General features: G+C 73.2%; 12 protein-coding genes and 1 riboswitch. Of the genes, 5 read left to right on the top strand and 7 right to left on the bottom strand.

All coding sequences use genetic code 11. The features are described from left to right. Positions 1-47 precede the first annotated feature (47 nt). Positions 48-2534 carry a DNA helicase PcrA gene (gene pcrA, locus AB0E88_RS20435; RefSeq protein WP_361632235.1) on the bottom strand — a complete coding sequence of 829 codons (2487 nt, stop codon included), beginning with the start codon at positions 2532-2534 and terminating at the stop codon, positions 48-50. A 206-nt stretch (positions 2535-2740) separates the two neighbouring features. Beyond that, positions 2741-2904, top strand: a riboswitch (cyclic di-AMP (ydaO/yuaA leader). A gap of 7 nt (positions 2905-2911) precedes the next feature. Here pcrA and AB0E88_RS20430 point away from each other — a divergent pair. Together AB0E88_RS20430 and AB0E88_RS20425 are read left to right on the top strand one after the other, a co-directional pair. Then, positions 2912-4072, top strand: coding sequence for an NlpC/P60 family protein (locus AB0E88_RS20430; protein WP_361632233.1), 1161 nt, complete (start codon positions 2912-2914; stop codon positions 4070-4072). 123 nt (positions 4073-4195) lie between these two features. After that, positions 4196-5200, top strand: coding sequence for a tellurite resistance/C4-dicarboxylate transporter family protein (locus tag AB0E88_RS20425; RefSeq protein WP_361632231.1), 1005 nt, complete (start codon positions 4196-4198; stop codon positions 5198-5200). On the opposite strand, the gene AB0E88_RS20420 is transcribed toward AB0E88_RS20425, so the two are convergent. Next, complete coding sequence (locus AB0E88_RS20420; protein WP_361632229.1) at positions 5178-5531, bottom strand: hypothetical protein; 354 nt, start codon at positions 5529-5531, stop codon at positions 5178-5180. The genes AB0E88_RS20425 and AB0E88_RS20420 overlap by 23 nt on opposite strands. 369 nt (positions 5532-5900) lie before the next feature. On the opposite strand from AB0E88_RS20420, the gene AB0E88_RS20415 reads away from it, so the two are divergent. Next, positions 5901-6989: an NlpC/P60 family protein gene (locus AB0E88_RS20415; protein ID WP_361632227.1), complete on the top strand. Its 1089-nt coding sequence runs from the start codon at positions 5901-5903 to the stop codon at positions 6987-6989. Between the two features lie 20 nt (positions 6990-7009). On the opposite strand, the gene AB0E88_RS20410 is transcribed toward AB0E88_RS20415, so the two are convergent. Both AB0E88_RS20410 and AB0E88_RS20405 read right to left on the bottom strand, forming a co-directional pair. Continuing rightward, positions 7010-7723, bottom strand: a complete 714-nt coding sequence (locus AB0E88_RS20410; protein WP_361632225.1) for a response regulator transcription factor — start codon at positions 7721-7723, stop codon at positions 7010-7012. Continuing rightward, the gene (locus tag AB0E88_RS20405) at positions 7720-9012 is read right to left on the bottom strand and encodes a PspC domain-containing protein (RefSeq protein ID WP_361632223.1); all 1293 of its coding nucleotides are present in this window, start codon (positions 9010-9012) and stop codon (positions 7720-7722) included. The genes AB0E88_RS20410 and AB0E88_RS20405 overlap by 4 nt, the downstream gene beginning before the upstream one ends. A 176-nt stretch (positions 9013-9188) precedes the next feature. On the opposite strand from AB0E88_RS20405, the gene AB0E88_RS20400 reads away from it, so the two are divergent. Together AB0E88_RS20400 and AB0E88_RS20395 are read left to right on the top strand one after the other, a co-directional pair. Further along, positions 9189-10595, top strand: coding sequence for a PspC domain-containing protein (locus AB0E88_RS20400; protein ID WP_361632221.1), 1407 nt, complete (start codon positions 9189-9191; stop codon positions 10593-10595). Beyond that, on the top strand, positions 10582-10779 hold the full coding sequence (locus AB0E88_RS20395) for a hypothetical protein (protein ID WP_361632220.1): 198 nt from the start codon (positions 10582-10584) through the stop codon (positions 10777-10779). Before AB0E88_RS20400 ends, AB0E88_RS20395 begins: the two co-directional genes overlap by 14 nt. Positions 10780-10893: 114 nt before the next feature. On the opposite strand, the gene AB0E88_RS20390 is transcribed toward AB0E88_RS20395, so the two are convergent. The 3 genes from AB0E88_RS20390 to AB0E88_RS20380 all read right to left on the bottom strand — a co-directional run bounded on the left by AB0E88_RS20390 (position 10894) and on the right by AB0E88_RS20380 (position 13921). Continuing rightward, complete coding sequence (locus AB0E88_RS20390) at positions 10894-11418, bottom strand: DoxX family protein (RefSeq protein WP_361632218.1); 525 nt, start codon at positions 11416-11418, stop codon at positions 10894-10896. Between the two features lie 203 nt (positions 11419-11621). Next, positions 11622-12899 (bottom strand): hypothetical protein, encoded by a 1278-nt coding sequence (locus AB0E88_RS20385; RefSeq protein WP_361632216.1) that lies wholly within the window; start codon positions 12897-12899, stop codon positions 11622-11624. Between the two features lie 227 nt (positions 12900-13126). Then, entirely contained in the window at positions 13127-13921 is a 795-nt protein-coding gene (locus tag AB0E88_RS20380) for a class II aldolase/adducin family protein (protein WP_361632214.1), read from the bottom strand. Between the last annotated feature and the right edge of the window lie 81 nt (positions 13922-14002).

The raw sequence follows: 14002 nt of genomic DNA, 5'->3' as shown, positions 1-14002 counted from the left end.
GACCGACCGGGCTGCCGGGGGCCGAAGCCCCCGGAACTCCCGGCTTCCTACAGCTTCTCCACCGGCGCGTACCGCAGCAGCAGCCGCTTCGGCTTGTCGTCGCCGAAGTCGATCGTCGCCTCGGCCTTGTCGCCGGTGCCCCTCACCTCGACCACGCTGCCCAGCCCGAACTGGTCATGGGTGACCCGGTCCCCCACCGCCAGCGAGACCACCGGCTTGTCCCCGGCGCGCCGCGTGGCGAACCCGGACGCGCCGGCGGCCGAGGAACGCGAGCGGGACGAGGACAGCGAGGCGGCGATCCCCGAGGCCGGCCCGGAGGAGACCGGCGCGGACCCGCCCGTGCGCTTCCACTCGACGTGCTGCGGCGGAATCTCCTCAAGGAACCGGGACGGCGGGTTGTACGACGGCTGTCCCCACGCGCTGCGCAGTGTCGACCGCGTGAGGTACAGCCGCTCACGGGCGCGGGTGATGCCGACGTAGGCCAGGCGGCGCTCCTCTTCGAGCTCCTTGGTCTGGCCGAGGGCCCGCATGTGCGGAAAGACGCCGTCCTCCATACCCGTGAGGAAGACCACCGGGAACTCGAGGCCCTTGGCGGTGTGCAGGGTCATCAGGGTGATGACGCCAGAGCCGTCCGCGTCCTCGTCCGGGATCTGGTCGGAGTCGGCGACGAGGGCGACCTGCTCCAGGAAGTCGGCGAGCCCGACCGGCTCGCCCTCGCCGCGCTCCTGCTCGAACTCCAGGGCGACGGCGGCGAGTTCCTGGAGGTTCTCGATGCGGGTCTCGTCCTGCGGGTCGGTGGACGCCTGCAACTCGGCCAGATAGCCGGTGCGTTCCAGGACGGCCTCGAGGACGGTGGCCGGTCCGGCGCCGGACTCCACGATCGTGCGCAGGTCCTCCATCAGCGTGTTGAACCGCTTGACGGCGTTCGTGGAGCGGGCGGCCATGCCGTACGCCTCGTCGACCCGCTTCAGCGCCTGCGGGAAGCTGATCTTCTCGCGCTGCGAGAGGGCGTCGATCATCGCCTCCGCGCGCTCGCCGATGCCGCGCTTGGGCACGTTGAGGATGCGGCGCAGCGGCACGGAGTCCTCGGGGTTGGCGAGGACCCGCAGGTAGGCCAGGACGTCCCGGACCTCCTTGCGCTCGTAGAAGCGGACGCCGCCGACGACCTTGTAGGGCAGGCCGACGCGGATGAAGACCTCTTCGAAGACACGGGACTGCGCGTTGGTGCGATAGAAGACGGCGACGTCGCCGGCCTTGGCCTCGCCCGCGTCGACCAGGCGGTCTATCTCGTCGGCGACGAACTGGGCCTCGTCGTGCTCGGTGTCGGCGACGTATCCCGCGATGCGGGCGCCCTGGCCGGCGTTGGTCCACAGATTCTTCGGGCGGCGGGACTCGTTGCGCTCGATGACCGCGTTGGCGGCGGACAGGATGGTCTGCGTGGAGCGGTAGTTCTGCTCCAGCAGGATCGTCGTCGCGTTCGGGTAGTCCTCCTCGAACTGGAGGATGTTGCGGATCGTCGCGCCGCGGAAGGCGTAGATCGACTGGTCGGCGTCGCCCACCACGCACAGCTCGGCGGGCGGCAGGTCGTACTCGCTGGGCGGGACGTCCTCGTCGTGCTCACCGGTGCCGACCAGCTCACGGACCAGCGCGTACTGGGCGTGGTTGGTGTCCTGGTACTCGTCGACCAGGACGTGCCGGAAGCGGCGGCGGTAGTGCTCGGCGACGTCCGGGAAGGCGCGCAGCAGGTTGACCGTCGTCATGATCAGGTCGTCGAAGTCGAGGGCGTTCGCCTCGCGCAGCCGCGACTGGTACAGGGCGTAGGCCTGGGCGAGGGTCTTCTCGAAGCCGTCGGTGGCCTGGGCAGCGAAGTCCTCCTCGTCGATCAGCTCGTTCTTCAGGTTGCTGATCTTGGCGCTGAAGGACTTGGGCGGGAAGCGCTTGGGGTCCAGGTCCAGGTCGCGGCAGACCAGGGCCATCAGCCGCTTGGAGTCGGCGGCGTCGTAGATCGAGAAGGACGACGTGAAGCCGAGCTTCTTCGACTCGCGGCGCAGGATGCGCACACACGCGCTGTGGAAGGTCATCACCCACATCGCGTTGGCGCGCGGGCCGACGAGCTGCTCCACGCGCTCCTTCATCTCGCCCGCGGCCTTGTTGGTGAAGGTGATCGCGAGGATCTGGCCCGGGTGGACGTTCCGCTCGGCGAGCAGATGGGCGATGCGGTGGGTGAGTACGCGGGTCTTGCCGGAGCCGGCGCCGGCCACGATGAGCAGCGGGGAGCCGGAGTGCACGACGGCGGCGCGCTGGTTGTCGTTCAGCCCCTCGAGCAGCGCGGCGGCGTCGAGCGCGGGGCGCGGGGCACCGTCGCGGTAGTGCGTGTCCCGGTCCGGCGGGGGCGCGTCGAACTTCCCGCCGAACAGATCGTCCGGAAACGGTTCCGGAGCGTGTTCGTCCTCGGGCGGCGGCGGGGGCTCCTCCGTGTGGGCCCGCGGGGCCTGGAGGTCCGCCAGGAAGCTGTCGTCAAAGAGGCTGCTCATCGCTCTCCGAGTCTAGGGCGCCCCACTGACAACCCGGGCCCGTCCGGGAAACATCACACGTCACCGTCCATCACCGGCCGGCGACACAACGCGATGGTCACGGAAATGTATCGGGCATATCACGCACCAACCTTCACAGCAGGCACACGAGTTGGCTACCGTGCCGCCCAGGCCGCACGAACTCCACCGGCGAACGTCGCCGGGCCGCGCGGCCTCCGCCGAGTCCGGTACGCCCGCACAGCGACCGGAGCCGGGGACCCACCCGAGACCTGGGGTGAATCGGCCCTCCCACGGGGAGAGCCGTAGGGCACACCTTCCACACAGCCCGAACCCGACAGCTAACCCGGTAGGCGGCCATCTGGAAGGAGTCGCCTCCCTTGGCGTCGCACCGCAAGTCGCGTCCCGCGGGGACCCTCGCCGGAATAGGGACCCCCGCCCTCGCCACAGCCGCCCTCACCTCCGTGGCCCTGCTGTCCCAGACGGCCGACGCCGTCCCCGCGGACGACAAGCCCAGCCTCGAGGAGGTCGAGAAGAAGGTCGACGACCTCTACCGGCAGGCGGAGTCCGCGACCGACAAGTACAACGCGGCCAAGGAGCGCACCGCCAAGCAGCGCACCCGCGTCGACTCCCTGATGGACGACGTCGCCCGGCGCACCGAGAAGCTCAACGAGGCGCGCGAGCAGCTGGGGTCGTACGCCGCCGCCCAGTACCGCACCGGCGGCGCGTCCCTCCCGGACACGGCGACCTTCCTGCTCGCCGACTCCCCGCAGCAGTACTTCGACCAGAGCCATCTGATGGACCGGCTGACCAGCCACCAGAAGGACGCGGTCGACGACTACGTGACCCAGCAGTCGGAGACGATGAGGCAGCGCCGCGAGGCCACGGACGGCCTGCGCACGCTCACCGACTCGCAGAACGATCTGCGCACCGCCAAGGCCACCGTCCAGAAGAAGCTCGCCGACGCGCGTGAGCTGCTGTCGAAGCTGACCGCCGAGGAGAAGGCGCGGCTCGCCGCGATCGAGCGGCACCAGCAGGAGGAGGCCGCGCGCAAGGCGGCGGACCTGGCCCGGCAGCAGGCGGCCCAGCAGCAGCGGCAGGACCGGCGGCAGGACGGCGGCGGCTCCCCGTCCGGCGGCACGAGCACCGGCACCGGCACCGGCTCGGGCAGCACGAGCACCGGCTCCCAGGCCGAGAGGGCGCTCGCCTTCGCCCGCGCGCAGATCGGCAAGCCGTACGTGTGGGGCGCGACCGGCCCCGGCTCCTACGACTGCTCCGGCCTGACCCAGGCGGCCTGGAAGGCCGCGGACGTCGACCTGCCGCGCACCACCTACGACCAGGTGCACGCCGGCACGACCGTCCCGTTGTCCCAGGCCCGGCCGGGCGACCTGGTCTTCTTCTACGACGACATCAGCCACGTCGGCCTCTACATCGGCGGCGGCATGATGATCCACGCCCCCAAGCCCGGCGCCTATGTGCGCGAGGAGTCCATCTACTACGACGGCGAGTCGGCCATCCACAGCGTCGTACGCCCGGCCTGACGCTCCACGCGCGCGAGGCCGCCCCCGCGCTCCACGCGCGCGTACGCCCGGCCTGGCGGTTTACGGCCGTCGGTGCGCGTGGCCCCTGCCGACGCGCGCGAGCGGGTTCATAGCATCGACGGCATGTCCGTTTCCTCGCGTCGGCACGCCGCGTCCGGTTCCCCGTCCCCGCTGCACGCGTGGTGGTCGCGGCGCACCCCGGCGGCCGGGGCCGCCGTGATGGCGACCGGCATCGTGTCGGTCGGGCTGCGGCTGACCGGGTACGAGCTGCTGTCCCGGATCTGGCTGGCGGCGGCCTGCGTCTTCTGGCTGGCTCTGGCCGCGCAGTTCGCCGTGCGGCTGCTGGCGGACCGGCCCCGGTGGGTGTCCGAGGCGCAGACGCCCGGCGCGCTGACCGGGGTGGCCGCCACGACGGTGCTGGGCGCCGGGTTCGTGCTCCTGGGGTGGACCACGCCGGCCGAGGCGCTGCTGGCGCTGGCGGCGGTGCTGTGGCCGGTGCTGACCGTCACGGTCGTACGGAACTGGGAGCCGCGGATGCCCGGGGCGGTGTTCCTCGCCTGCGTGGCCACGCAGGGGCTCGCCGTGCTCGCCGCCGTCCTCGCGGGCGCCCTGGCGACGGCCTGGCTCGCCCACGCCGCGCTGGTGCTGTTCGGGCTCGGCCTGGTGCTCTACGGCATCGCCCTGACCCGGTTCGATCCGCGGCAGGTGCTTCAGGGGCCCGGCGACCACTGGATCGCGGGCGGTGCGCTGGCGATCTCCGCGCTGGCCGGCGCGAAGCTGCTGGCCGCCGACAGCGCGCGGCTGTACCTGTGGAACGACGACGACCGCGGCGTCCTGCGCTTCGCGACCGTCGCGCTGCTGGTCCTGGACCTCGCCGGGTACGTCGTGCTGGCGGTCGCCGAGGTGGTCCGGCCCCGGCTCGCCTATGACACGCGCCGCTGGGCCACGGTGTTCCCGCTCGGCATGACGGCGGCGGCGACGCTGTCCGTCGCCGCCGCCGTCGACGTGCCGTGGCTGATGGACCTGGGTCAGGCCCTGTTGTGGCTCTCGGTGGCCGCGTGGCTGGCCGTGGCCGCCGGGGCAGTCCTCGCGGCCCGGGACGCGCTCAGGTCCACAGCACCGCGATGAAGATGTTCGCCACGGTCAGCAGCCCGACGAGGCCGAACAGGGGCTTGTCCACCTTCTCGTCGTCGCGCTTGACGTAGACCAGGCCCAGGATCACGATCAGCAGCGCCAGCTTCACGCCGATCTTGATCGTGTTCACGGTGTGGTCGTCGGCCTGGTTGAGGCCGACCAGGATCACACCGGTGACCAGCATGGTCAGCGCGCCGTGCAGCATCGCCGGGACGAAGCGGGCGGTGCCCCGGCCCATCGCCTTCATCTGGGTGAGGAAGCCGCCCAGCAGCGAGGCGATGCCGATGATGTGCAGGCCGACGAAGAGATGGATGAGTACGTCCATGGGGCCGGAGCCTAGCCAGGGGCGTGACGTAGCAGTCCGGCACCCCTCCCGTGGGTGGAATCGGCGCTTCGGTCGCAGCGCTGTGTGAAGTCGACGTCACGGGAACGGGATCACGGTCACATACGGTCACCTCGCGGTCCGCTCACGTCACTTCCGTACAGGCCGTCACCGTCCCGTCACTTTCGGGTTTAGCGTCCTCCCCCAAGGTGACCGACTTCCCACCGCCGTCCGGGCCAGGGGCGGCCGTCGGTCACCCCGCCGAAGAGCCCGGTGGCGCCCCGTTCCCCTGTCGGGACGCCGCCGGGCACGCACCCCGCGCGGCCGGCCCGAGGGGGCCACCGGCGTCGTACGAAAGGACGTGCAGTCCCCGTGGCAGCACACCGCAAGCATCCGAAGCGCTCGCTCGGCGGCCGGACGGCCCGTACGGCGTTCACGGTCGCCCTGGCGGGCGCGGCGACGGCCACGGCGTTCGACGGCACCGGCCAGGCCGCGCCGGATCCGACTCCGGCCCAGGTCAAGGCGCAGGTCGACAAGCTGTACCAGGAGGCCGAGGCGGCCACCGAGAAGTACGACGGCGCGAAGGAGGAGGCCGGGGCGGCCGGCCGCCGGCTGAAGGACCTGCAGGACGAGACGGCCCGCAAGCAGCAGCGGCTGAACGAGGCGCGGGACGCCCTGGGGGCCGTCGCCAGCGCCCAGTACCGCAGCGGCGGTCTGGACCCGGCGGTGCAGCTCGCCCTGTCCGACGATCCCGAGCAGTACCTCGAGGGCGCCGCCTTCGCCGAGCGGGCGGGCGACCGGCAGGCGCAGGCCGTGTCCCGGGTCCGCGGCCAGGTCCGCGAGATCGAGCGGCTGCGGGGCGCCGCACGCGTGGAGCTGGCCTCGCTCCGCTCCCGTCAGGCCGAGCTGAAGCGGCAGAAGGAGATCATCACCGGCAAGCTCGACCAGGCCCGCCGGCTGCTGTCCCGGCTGACCGACGAGGAGCGGCGCCGGATCACCGCGGACGGCCCCGCCGCGGACGCCTCCGGCGCGCACCGCGCCTCACGGGCCGCGAGCGCCGGGGCCCGCGACGAGCTGACCGCACCCGGGTCCGCGACCGCCCAGGCACCCGACTCGCGTGCGGCGGCCGCCGTCGCCTACGCCTACAGCAAGCTCGGCAGCCCCTATGTGTGGGGCGCGACCGGCCCGAACGCCTTCGACTGCTCGGGCCTGGTGCAGGCCGCCTACCGCTCCGCCGGGATCTCCCTGCCCCGCACGACCTACGCGCAGATCGGCGCCGGCCGCCGCGTCTCCCGCTCCGAACTGCTCCCGGGCGACCTGGTGTTCTTCTACTCCGGCATCAGCCACGTCGGCCTGTACGTGGGCAACGGGCAGATGATCCACGCCCCGAACCCGTCGGCCCCGGTCCGCCTCGCCCCGATCGACCAGATGCCGTTCGCGGGGGCGACCCGGGTGGCGTGAGGGCGGCCGGGGCCGCCGCTTCAGACCAGCCGGCGGGCCGTCGCCCAGCGCGTCAGCTCGTGGCGGTTGGACAGCTGGAGCTTGCGCAGCACCGCCGAGACGTGCGACTCGACCGTCTTCACCGAGATGAACAGCTGCTTGGCGATCTCCTTGTAGGCGTAGCCGCGGGCGATCAGCCGCAGCACCTCACGCTCGCGCTGGGTGAGACGGTCGAGGTCCTCGTCGACCGGCGGGGCGTCGGTGGAGGCGAAGGCGTCCAGGACGAACCCGGCCAGGCGCGGGGAGAACACCGCGTCGCCCTCCTGGACCCGGAAGATCGAGTCGATCAGGTCGCTGCCGGTGATGGTCTTGGTGACGTAGCCGCGGGCGCCGCCGCGGATCACGCCGATCACGTCCTCCGCCGCGTCCGACACGGACAGCGCGAGGAAGCGGACGGGCCGCTCGGTGTCGGCCGCCAACGGGGCGCAGCGGCGCAGCACTTCGACCCCGCCGCCGCCCGGCAGATGCACGTCGAGCAGCACCACCTCGGGCCGGGTCGCGGTGATGACCGTGACCGCCTGGTCGACGTCCGCGGCCTCGCCGACGACCTCGACGCCCGTCTCCTCGGTGCGGCCGATCTCGGCCTGCACGCCGGTGCGGAACATGCGGTGGTCGTCGACGAGGACCACCCGCACCCGGCGCTCGCCCGTGCCGCCGGCCTGCGTCGTACCGTTCGCCTCGGTCGGGTCGCTCATGACGTCTTCTCCGCCCTCTCCATCTCCAGCTCGACCTCGGTGCCGCCGTCCGGCACCGCGCGCAGCCGCGCCGTGCCGCCGTTGCGCTCCATCCGGCCGATGATCGACTCTCTCACGCCCATGCGGTCGGCGGGTATCGCGTCGGGGTCGAAGCCGGGGCCCCGGTCCCGTACGGACACGAACACCGTCCTGCCCTCGACTTCGGCGAAGACCTGGACCGGGCCGCCCTCGCCACCGTACTTGGCGGCGTTCACCATCGCTTCCCTCGCCGCCTGCATCTGCGCGGCGATCCGCTCGTCGAGCGGGCAGTCGCCGACGACGACCACCTCGATGGCCACACCGTGCTTGTCCTCGACCTCGGCGGCGTTGCGCTTGACCGCCTCGGCGAGGGTGGCCGGCTCGTCGGCCTCGTCCTTGCCGGTGCCCTCCGGCTTGTACAGCCAGGTCCGCAGGTCGCGTTCCTGTGCGCGGGCCAGGCGGCGCACCTCCCCCGCGTTGTCGGCGTTGCGCTGGATCAGGGTCAGGGTGTGCAGCACCGAGTCGTGGACGTGGGCGGCGACCTCGGCGCGCTCCTGGGCGCGGATGCGCATCAGACGCTCCTCGGACAGATCCTGCGTCATCCGCACCAGATACGGTCCGGCCAGCAGTGTTATCCCGACGAGGACGGCCAGCGCCGCCTGCAGCACCGAGCCGAGGTGGGCGGCGGAGCCCTGCAGGACGAAGATGCCGGACACCCCGGCCGTCACCAGCAGCACACCGGCCACGGCCCGCAGCAGCGTCAGGGTGCGCTTGCGGCGGCCGACCTCGACCCAGCGGGCCCGGCGGGCGTTGTCCGCCTGCCGCCACACCAGGGCGACACCGGCGGCGACGAGCACCGCCGGAAGCAGGTACGCCTTGGCGCCGTTGCCGATGTTGACGCTGCCGACGAAGATCAGGGCGACGACGACCATGAGGAGCAGGGCGACGATCTGGCCCCGGTCCGGTCTGCGGGCGACGAGTCTGCGCCGGCCGTCGGGGGAGACCTCGGTGCTCACCAGGGACGGCGATCTCTGCTGGTCGACTCCGCCGACGCCGAGCGGCACGAAGAACCAGAACGCCGCGTACAGCAGCGCGCCGAGGCCGTCGGCCATGAACAGGCCGACGAAGACCAGGCGGACCCAGATCACGGGCAGCCCGAGGTGCCCGGCGAGCCCCCGCGCCACGCCACCCAGCCAGCGTCCGTCACTGCTGCGGTAGAGCTTGCGCGGCGGCCGCGGTTCGACGAGGGGCGCTGCTGCGGCTTCCGGCATGCCATCGATGGTCACATGGCGGGCGGACCGGAGCATCAGGGTGGGCCCCTAGGACGCCCCTGATCTTCGCGCCGGCCCGGATGCCCGGTGCGGGCGCCGCACTCAGGGGCGATATCAGGGTCCGGCCAGGGTCGTCCCGACTGCCGCCGGGCCGACTCGCCCGTCACCATGGACGCATGACCGATCACCAGCACGCGGCGGACGGGCTGCCCGGGGAGGGCGCCGGGTCCGTCCCCGGCCAGGCGGGCGGGCCCGGGCAGCCGGGCACCGACACGGCCGACGGCCCGCACCTCTTCCGTCGCGACCGCCGGCACCGGACGATCGCCGGGGTGTGCGCCGGGCTGGGGCGGCGCTGCGACATGGACCCGGTCATCTTCCGGATCACGCTGGCGGTGCTGGCCGCGGCGGGCGGTGTCGGCCTGATCTTCTACGGCTTCGTCTGGCTGTTCGTCCCCTACGACGACGAGGACGAGAACGAGGTGCGCAAGCTCCTCACCGGGCGGGTGGACGGGCAGGCGCTCGCCGCCGTGCTGTTCGCGCTGGTCGGATGCGGAGTGTTCCTGTCGATGCTGCACAACGGCGGGGTGCTGACCTTCGCCGTGGTCCTCTCTCTGCTGCTGGCCGGCGCCGGGTACTGGCAGCAGCAACGCGACGCGCCGGGCCCGGACCCTTCTCCGAGCTCCGGGCCTCGCTCGGGCCGGGGTCTCCCCATCGCGGCGCAGGCCGTGGCGGACGCTCCGCCCGAGGCGCAGGCGCCGCCGGCCGCGGCGGGCTACCCGTCCTGGTGGCGCGACCCCATCGTCAAGGACGGCACCCATGTCGGCGGCACCGGATATCTGTGGGGCCCGGGCGACCCGCGCGAGCGGGATGCCGCGGCGGCCGTCGGCATCAGCCCGAGTACGACCGCGGAGCGCACGGCACCGCGGTCCGGAGCGGACCGGCCGGCGCCGCGCGGGGCGCGCTGGATCGGCGGCTGGGTGTTCCTGCTGGCCCTGGTCGCGGGCGGCCTCGGCACGGGCCTCACCTGGCACGACCACCCGCTCGGCACCAGCCTTCAGGTGGGGCTGGCGGGCGCGCTGACCGTGTTCGGCCTCGGGATCGCCGTCAGCGCCTTCCTCGGGCGCACGGGGGCGGGGTCGGTCTTCTGGGCGATCGTCACGGCCGCGCTGCTCACGGCGTCGGCGGCGCTGCCGCACGACATCGGCACGCAGTGGATCCGGACGACATGGCGGCCGGCCGCGGTGGCGGACGTCCGGCCGGAGTACCACCTCGGCACCGGCGTCGGCACGCTCGACCTGTCCCGGATCGCCGTGCCGGCGGGCCGGACGGTGACCACGCTGGCCGACGTGGGCGTGGGCCGGGTGCGGGTGATCGTGCCGCCGCAGGTGACGGTGAAGGCGGACATCGACGTGGGGGTGGGTGACATCCAGTTGCCGGGTGACGACACGAAGGACGTGGACGTGCAGCCGGGCAGGCACCGGCAGGTGACCCTGAGACCGGCCGGCGGGGGCGGCGCCGGCACGCTGGACCTGGACCTCCAGGTCGGCGTCGGCCAGGTGGAGGTGTCCCGTGCTGCGTCATGAGTTCCAGCCCGGCCGGCTGGTCGCCGGTCTCGCCCTCACCGTCGCCGGGATCCTGTACGCGGGCGACGCGGCCGATCTGTGGCACACCCCGTGGTTCACCGCGATCCCCCTGGTCGTCGGCGGCCTGTGCCTGGCGGGCGCGGTCGGAGTGGCCGGTCACGCGATACGCCGCCGCCGCGGCTGACGCGGGGCCGCCGGGTCGGCCGGCCCCGGCCCGGGCCGCCGTGCGCTCACCCCGGCGGCCGCGGCCGCCCACCCTCACCCGGGCGGCCGCGGGGCATCGCCGGCGCGGGGCGCTCTACCGGTATCCGTCGTCCCGGCGGCGGCGCCGCAGCATCGCGTCGACCGAGAACAGGGGGGTGCCGGCCAGCACGAGCGGCAGCCAGGCCATCAGGTAGATCAGGTCGTTGCCGTAGTAGTAGGGGGTGGTCGACCAGGAGACCGTGAGCCACAGGCTCAGGGAGATCAGGGCGCCGCCGAGGGCGGCCAGGCGGCCCAGGATGCCGAACAGGACGCCGATGCCGACGGCGAGTTCACCGAGGGCGATGGCGTAGCCGAAGCCGACGGGGCTCTTCAGCGCCAGGTCGACGAGCGCCGGGATGGCCGCCGAGTCGCGTACCGAGCGCATCGTGTCGCCGAGGGAGCCCGCGCCGGAGGCCTTCATGAAGGCGCTGTCCGTCAGTTTGTCGAGGCCCGCGTAGATGAACGTGACGCCCAGGAACACGCGGAGCGGGAGCAGGGCGTAGCGGGCGGCGGAGTCCCGCCGGCCGACGCCACGGCCGACGTGGGGGGTGTGTGTTTCCGTGCGCATGCTGTGAGTCATCGCTGCCAGCCGCCTCTCGCCCGCCGGTGCCGTCACCCGACCATACGTACGGAAGCGGCGATCGTCTCAATTCCGGCGTGCGGAAGCGGCGATCGGCCCGGCCCCGGCGAAGGACCGCCGGGCCGGCCGTCGCGTGGGGCGCCGGGCCGGCCGTCGCGTGGGGCGTCGGGCCGGCCGTCGGGTGGGCTGTCGGGCGGGGCGCGTCACTCGGTGACCTCGATCGTGTAGCGGTTGGTCTCCACGCCCGCCGCCGTGACCACCTGCACCTCCACCCGGCCGGGTTCGACGTCCGCCGGGACCGGCACGGTCAGGGCGGCGTCGGTGGGGTTGCTGAAGCCGCCGGTGACCGGGATCAGCGGCACATGCACATGGACGGCTCCGATGCGGACCGCCATCCGCGACAGCCGGTCGGCGCCCTGCGCGCCGGGAGGGACGAAACCGGCGCCGCGGATCTCGATGTCGTCGCCCTGCCGGATCGGCCCGTCCAGGTCGCCGGCCTCCCGGGCCCGCACGACGGAGAGGATCACGGGCCGGCCGCCCTCGGCGTACTTGCCGGCCACATAGGTCGCCGCCGACACCAGCACCACCACCGCCAGCCCCCACGGCAGGTCCGGCAGCCGGTCGGGCCGCCGGGCCAGCCGTACCGCCGAGAACACCAGGGCGACCGCGCTGATCACGACGTACTGGAGGTCCGTGAAGGCGCCCCGGCCGCAGTCGTCGGTGAGCAGGTCGGCCGCGCGCGGCCGGTCCGCGCGGATCTTCTGCAGCCGCTGCCCGAGCACCCGCAGCGCCACCACGCGCCGCACCAGCACGGCGATCCCGCACACCACGGCGAGGACGGTCACCACGCCCGCAGCCCGGGCAAGTCCTAGGCCGGCGATCAGGGCGTCCCGCTCCCGGTGTCCGGAGGCCGCGGCCAGCCGCCCGGCCAGCAGCAGCACGGCGTAGGCCACGAAGAGCACCCAGCAGGACGCCACCGCTCGCGAGGTCGACAGCCGGTTGTCCTCGCCGATCACAGGGGCCAGTACGCCGCCGCGCTCCCGGTGGAACCAGGACGCCGCCGTCAGGGCACCCGCGACGGCCACGGCGGCCAGCAGTCCGGCCGTACGGGCTGCGCTCCAGCCCGCGCCGATCGCGGTCAGCGCCTGCACCAGCAGCAGGGCGACGACCGCCGCCCACACCGTGCCCACGCTGCGCCGCCACAGCCCGGCGAGCCACGCCTCGCCCTCCGCGCGGCCGCGCTCGGCGACGAGCGCGGCGGACTGGGTGAGTTCCTCGGAGACCCACTGCCGGGAGGCCGACGCGGAGTGCGCCACGGCGGCGGGCAGCCCTTGTCCAGCGGCGTACTCGTCCCGCCTGCTCAGGAACGCGGCGACCGCGCGCCGGTGTCCCTCGCGGGCGCCGTGCGGGCAGTCCCCGCAGGTGCAGCCGCCCTCGTGCGCGCCCGCCGGCGCGCCGCCTCTCGCCTCCTGCACCGCCACGTCGAGCCTGCCTTCCCCACGACCCTGTTGACCGGCGGCCCGGGTCGGCCTGCCGTCCGCCGGCGGACAACTCCCGCGCGGCGACAGCGCATTGTGCCCTACCCGAGACGGTCCACGGCGCCGGTTCTGGTCAGCGCGGGTGAAGCCCGCCTCACGGTGTTGACAGGCTGCGGGTGTGCCCGTTGGGCCCGGCCGCGCGTGCCGAGGTCCGGCGCAGCCGCTGGACGTCAGGTGAGCAGATCCGGCTCGCTGCGGCTGATCTCCTGCCACATCGGCTGATAGTTGATCCACGCCACCAGATCGCCGCCGAGCTGTTCGCGCGTCGCGGTCGCCCGCTTGTGGTCGATGAGGACGGGCCGCCCGGCGGCCTTGGCGGCCAGCTGCACCTGGCAGGAGCGTTCCATGGTCACGAACCACCAGGCGGCGGCGTCCACCGAGTCCCCTACAGTGAGCAGGCCGTGGTTGCGCAGCACGAGCGCCTTGTGGGTGCCGAGCGCGACCGCGATCCGACGGCCCTCGTCGGCGTCGACGGCGACGCCGGTGTAGGCGTTGTACAGCGCGTGGTCCTCGTAGAAGGCGCAGCTCTCCTGGGTGACGGGGTCGATCAGCTCGCCCAGGGCGGCGAGCGCGCGCCCGTGCACGGAGTGGCAGTGGGCGACGGCGACGACGTCCGGGCGGGCGGCGTGCACCTGGGCGTGGACGCTGAAGGCGGCCTGGTTGACGTGGTAGCGGCCCTCGACGACCTGGCCGTCGGAGTTGGCGAGCACCAGGTCGCTGACCGTGACGTGGCGGAAGGACAGGCCGAACGGGTTGACCCAGAAGCAGTCGGTGAACTCGGGGTCGCGTGCGGTGATGTGCCCCGAGACGCCGTCCTCGTAGCCGAGCCGGCCGAAGATCCGCAGCGCGCCCGCCAGCCGTTCCTTGCGGTACCGGCGCTCGTCCTCGAGGGACTCGTGCTTGGGCGGCATCGCGAACCGCAGCCGGTCGGTGGGCAGGGGTGGGGGCGGAGTGGGCCCGGGCATTGGTCCTCCGGCACTCGGTTGCTGTACGGCGGGAAGTTACCGCCGGTCAGTCCAGGAGAACAGACCCAGCCGAAAGACGAC

The organism is Streptomyces sp. NPDC028635 (genome assembly GCF_040637635.1).
Classification (GTDB): Bacteria; Actinomycetota; Actinomycetes; order Streptomycetales; family Streptomycetaceae; genus Streptomyces.
This window is presented reverse-complemented; position numbering and strand designations above follow the sequence as displayed.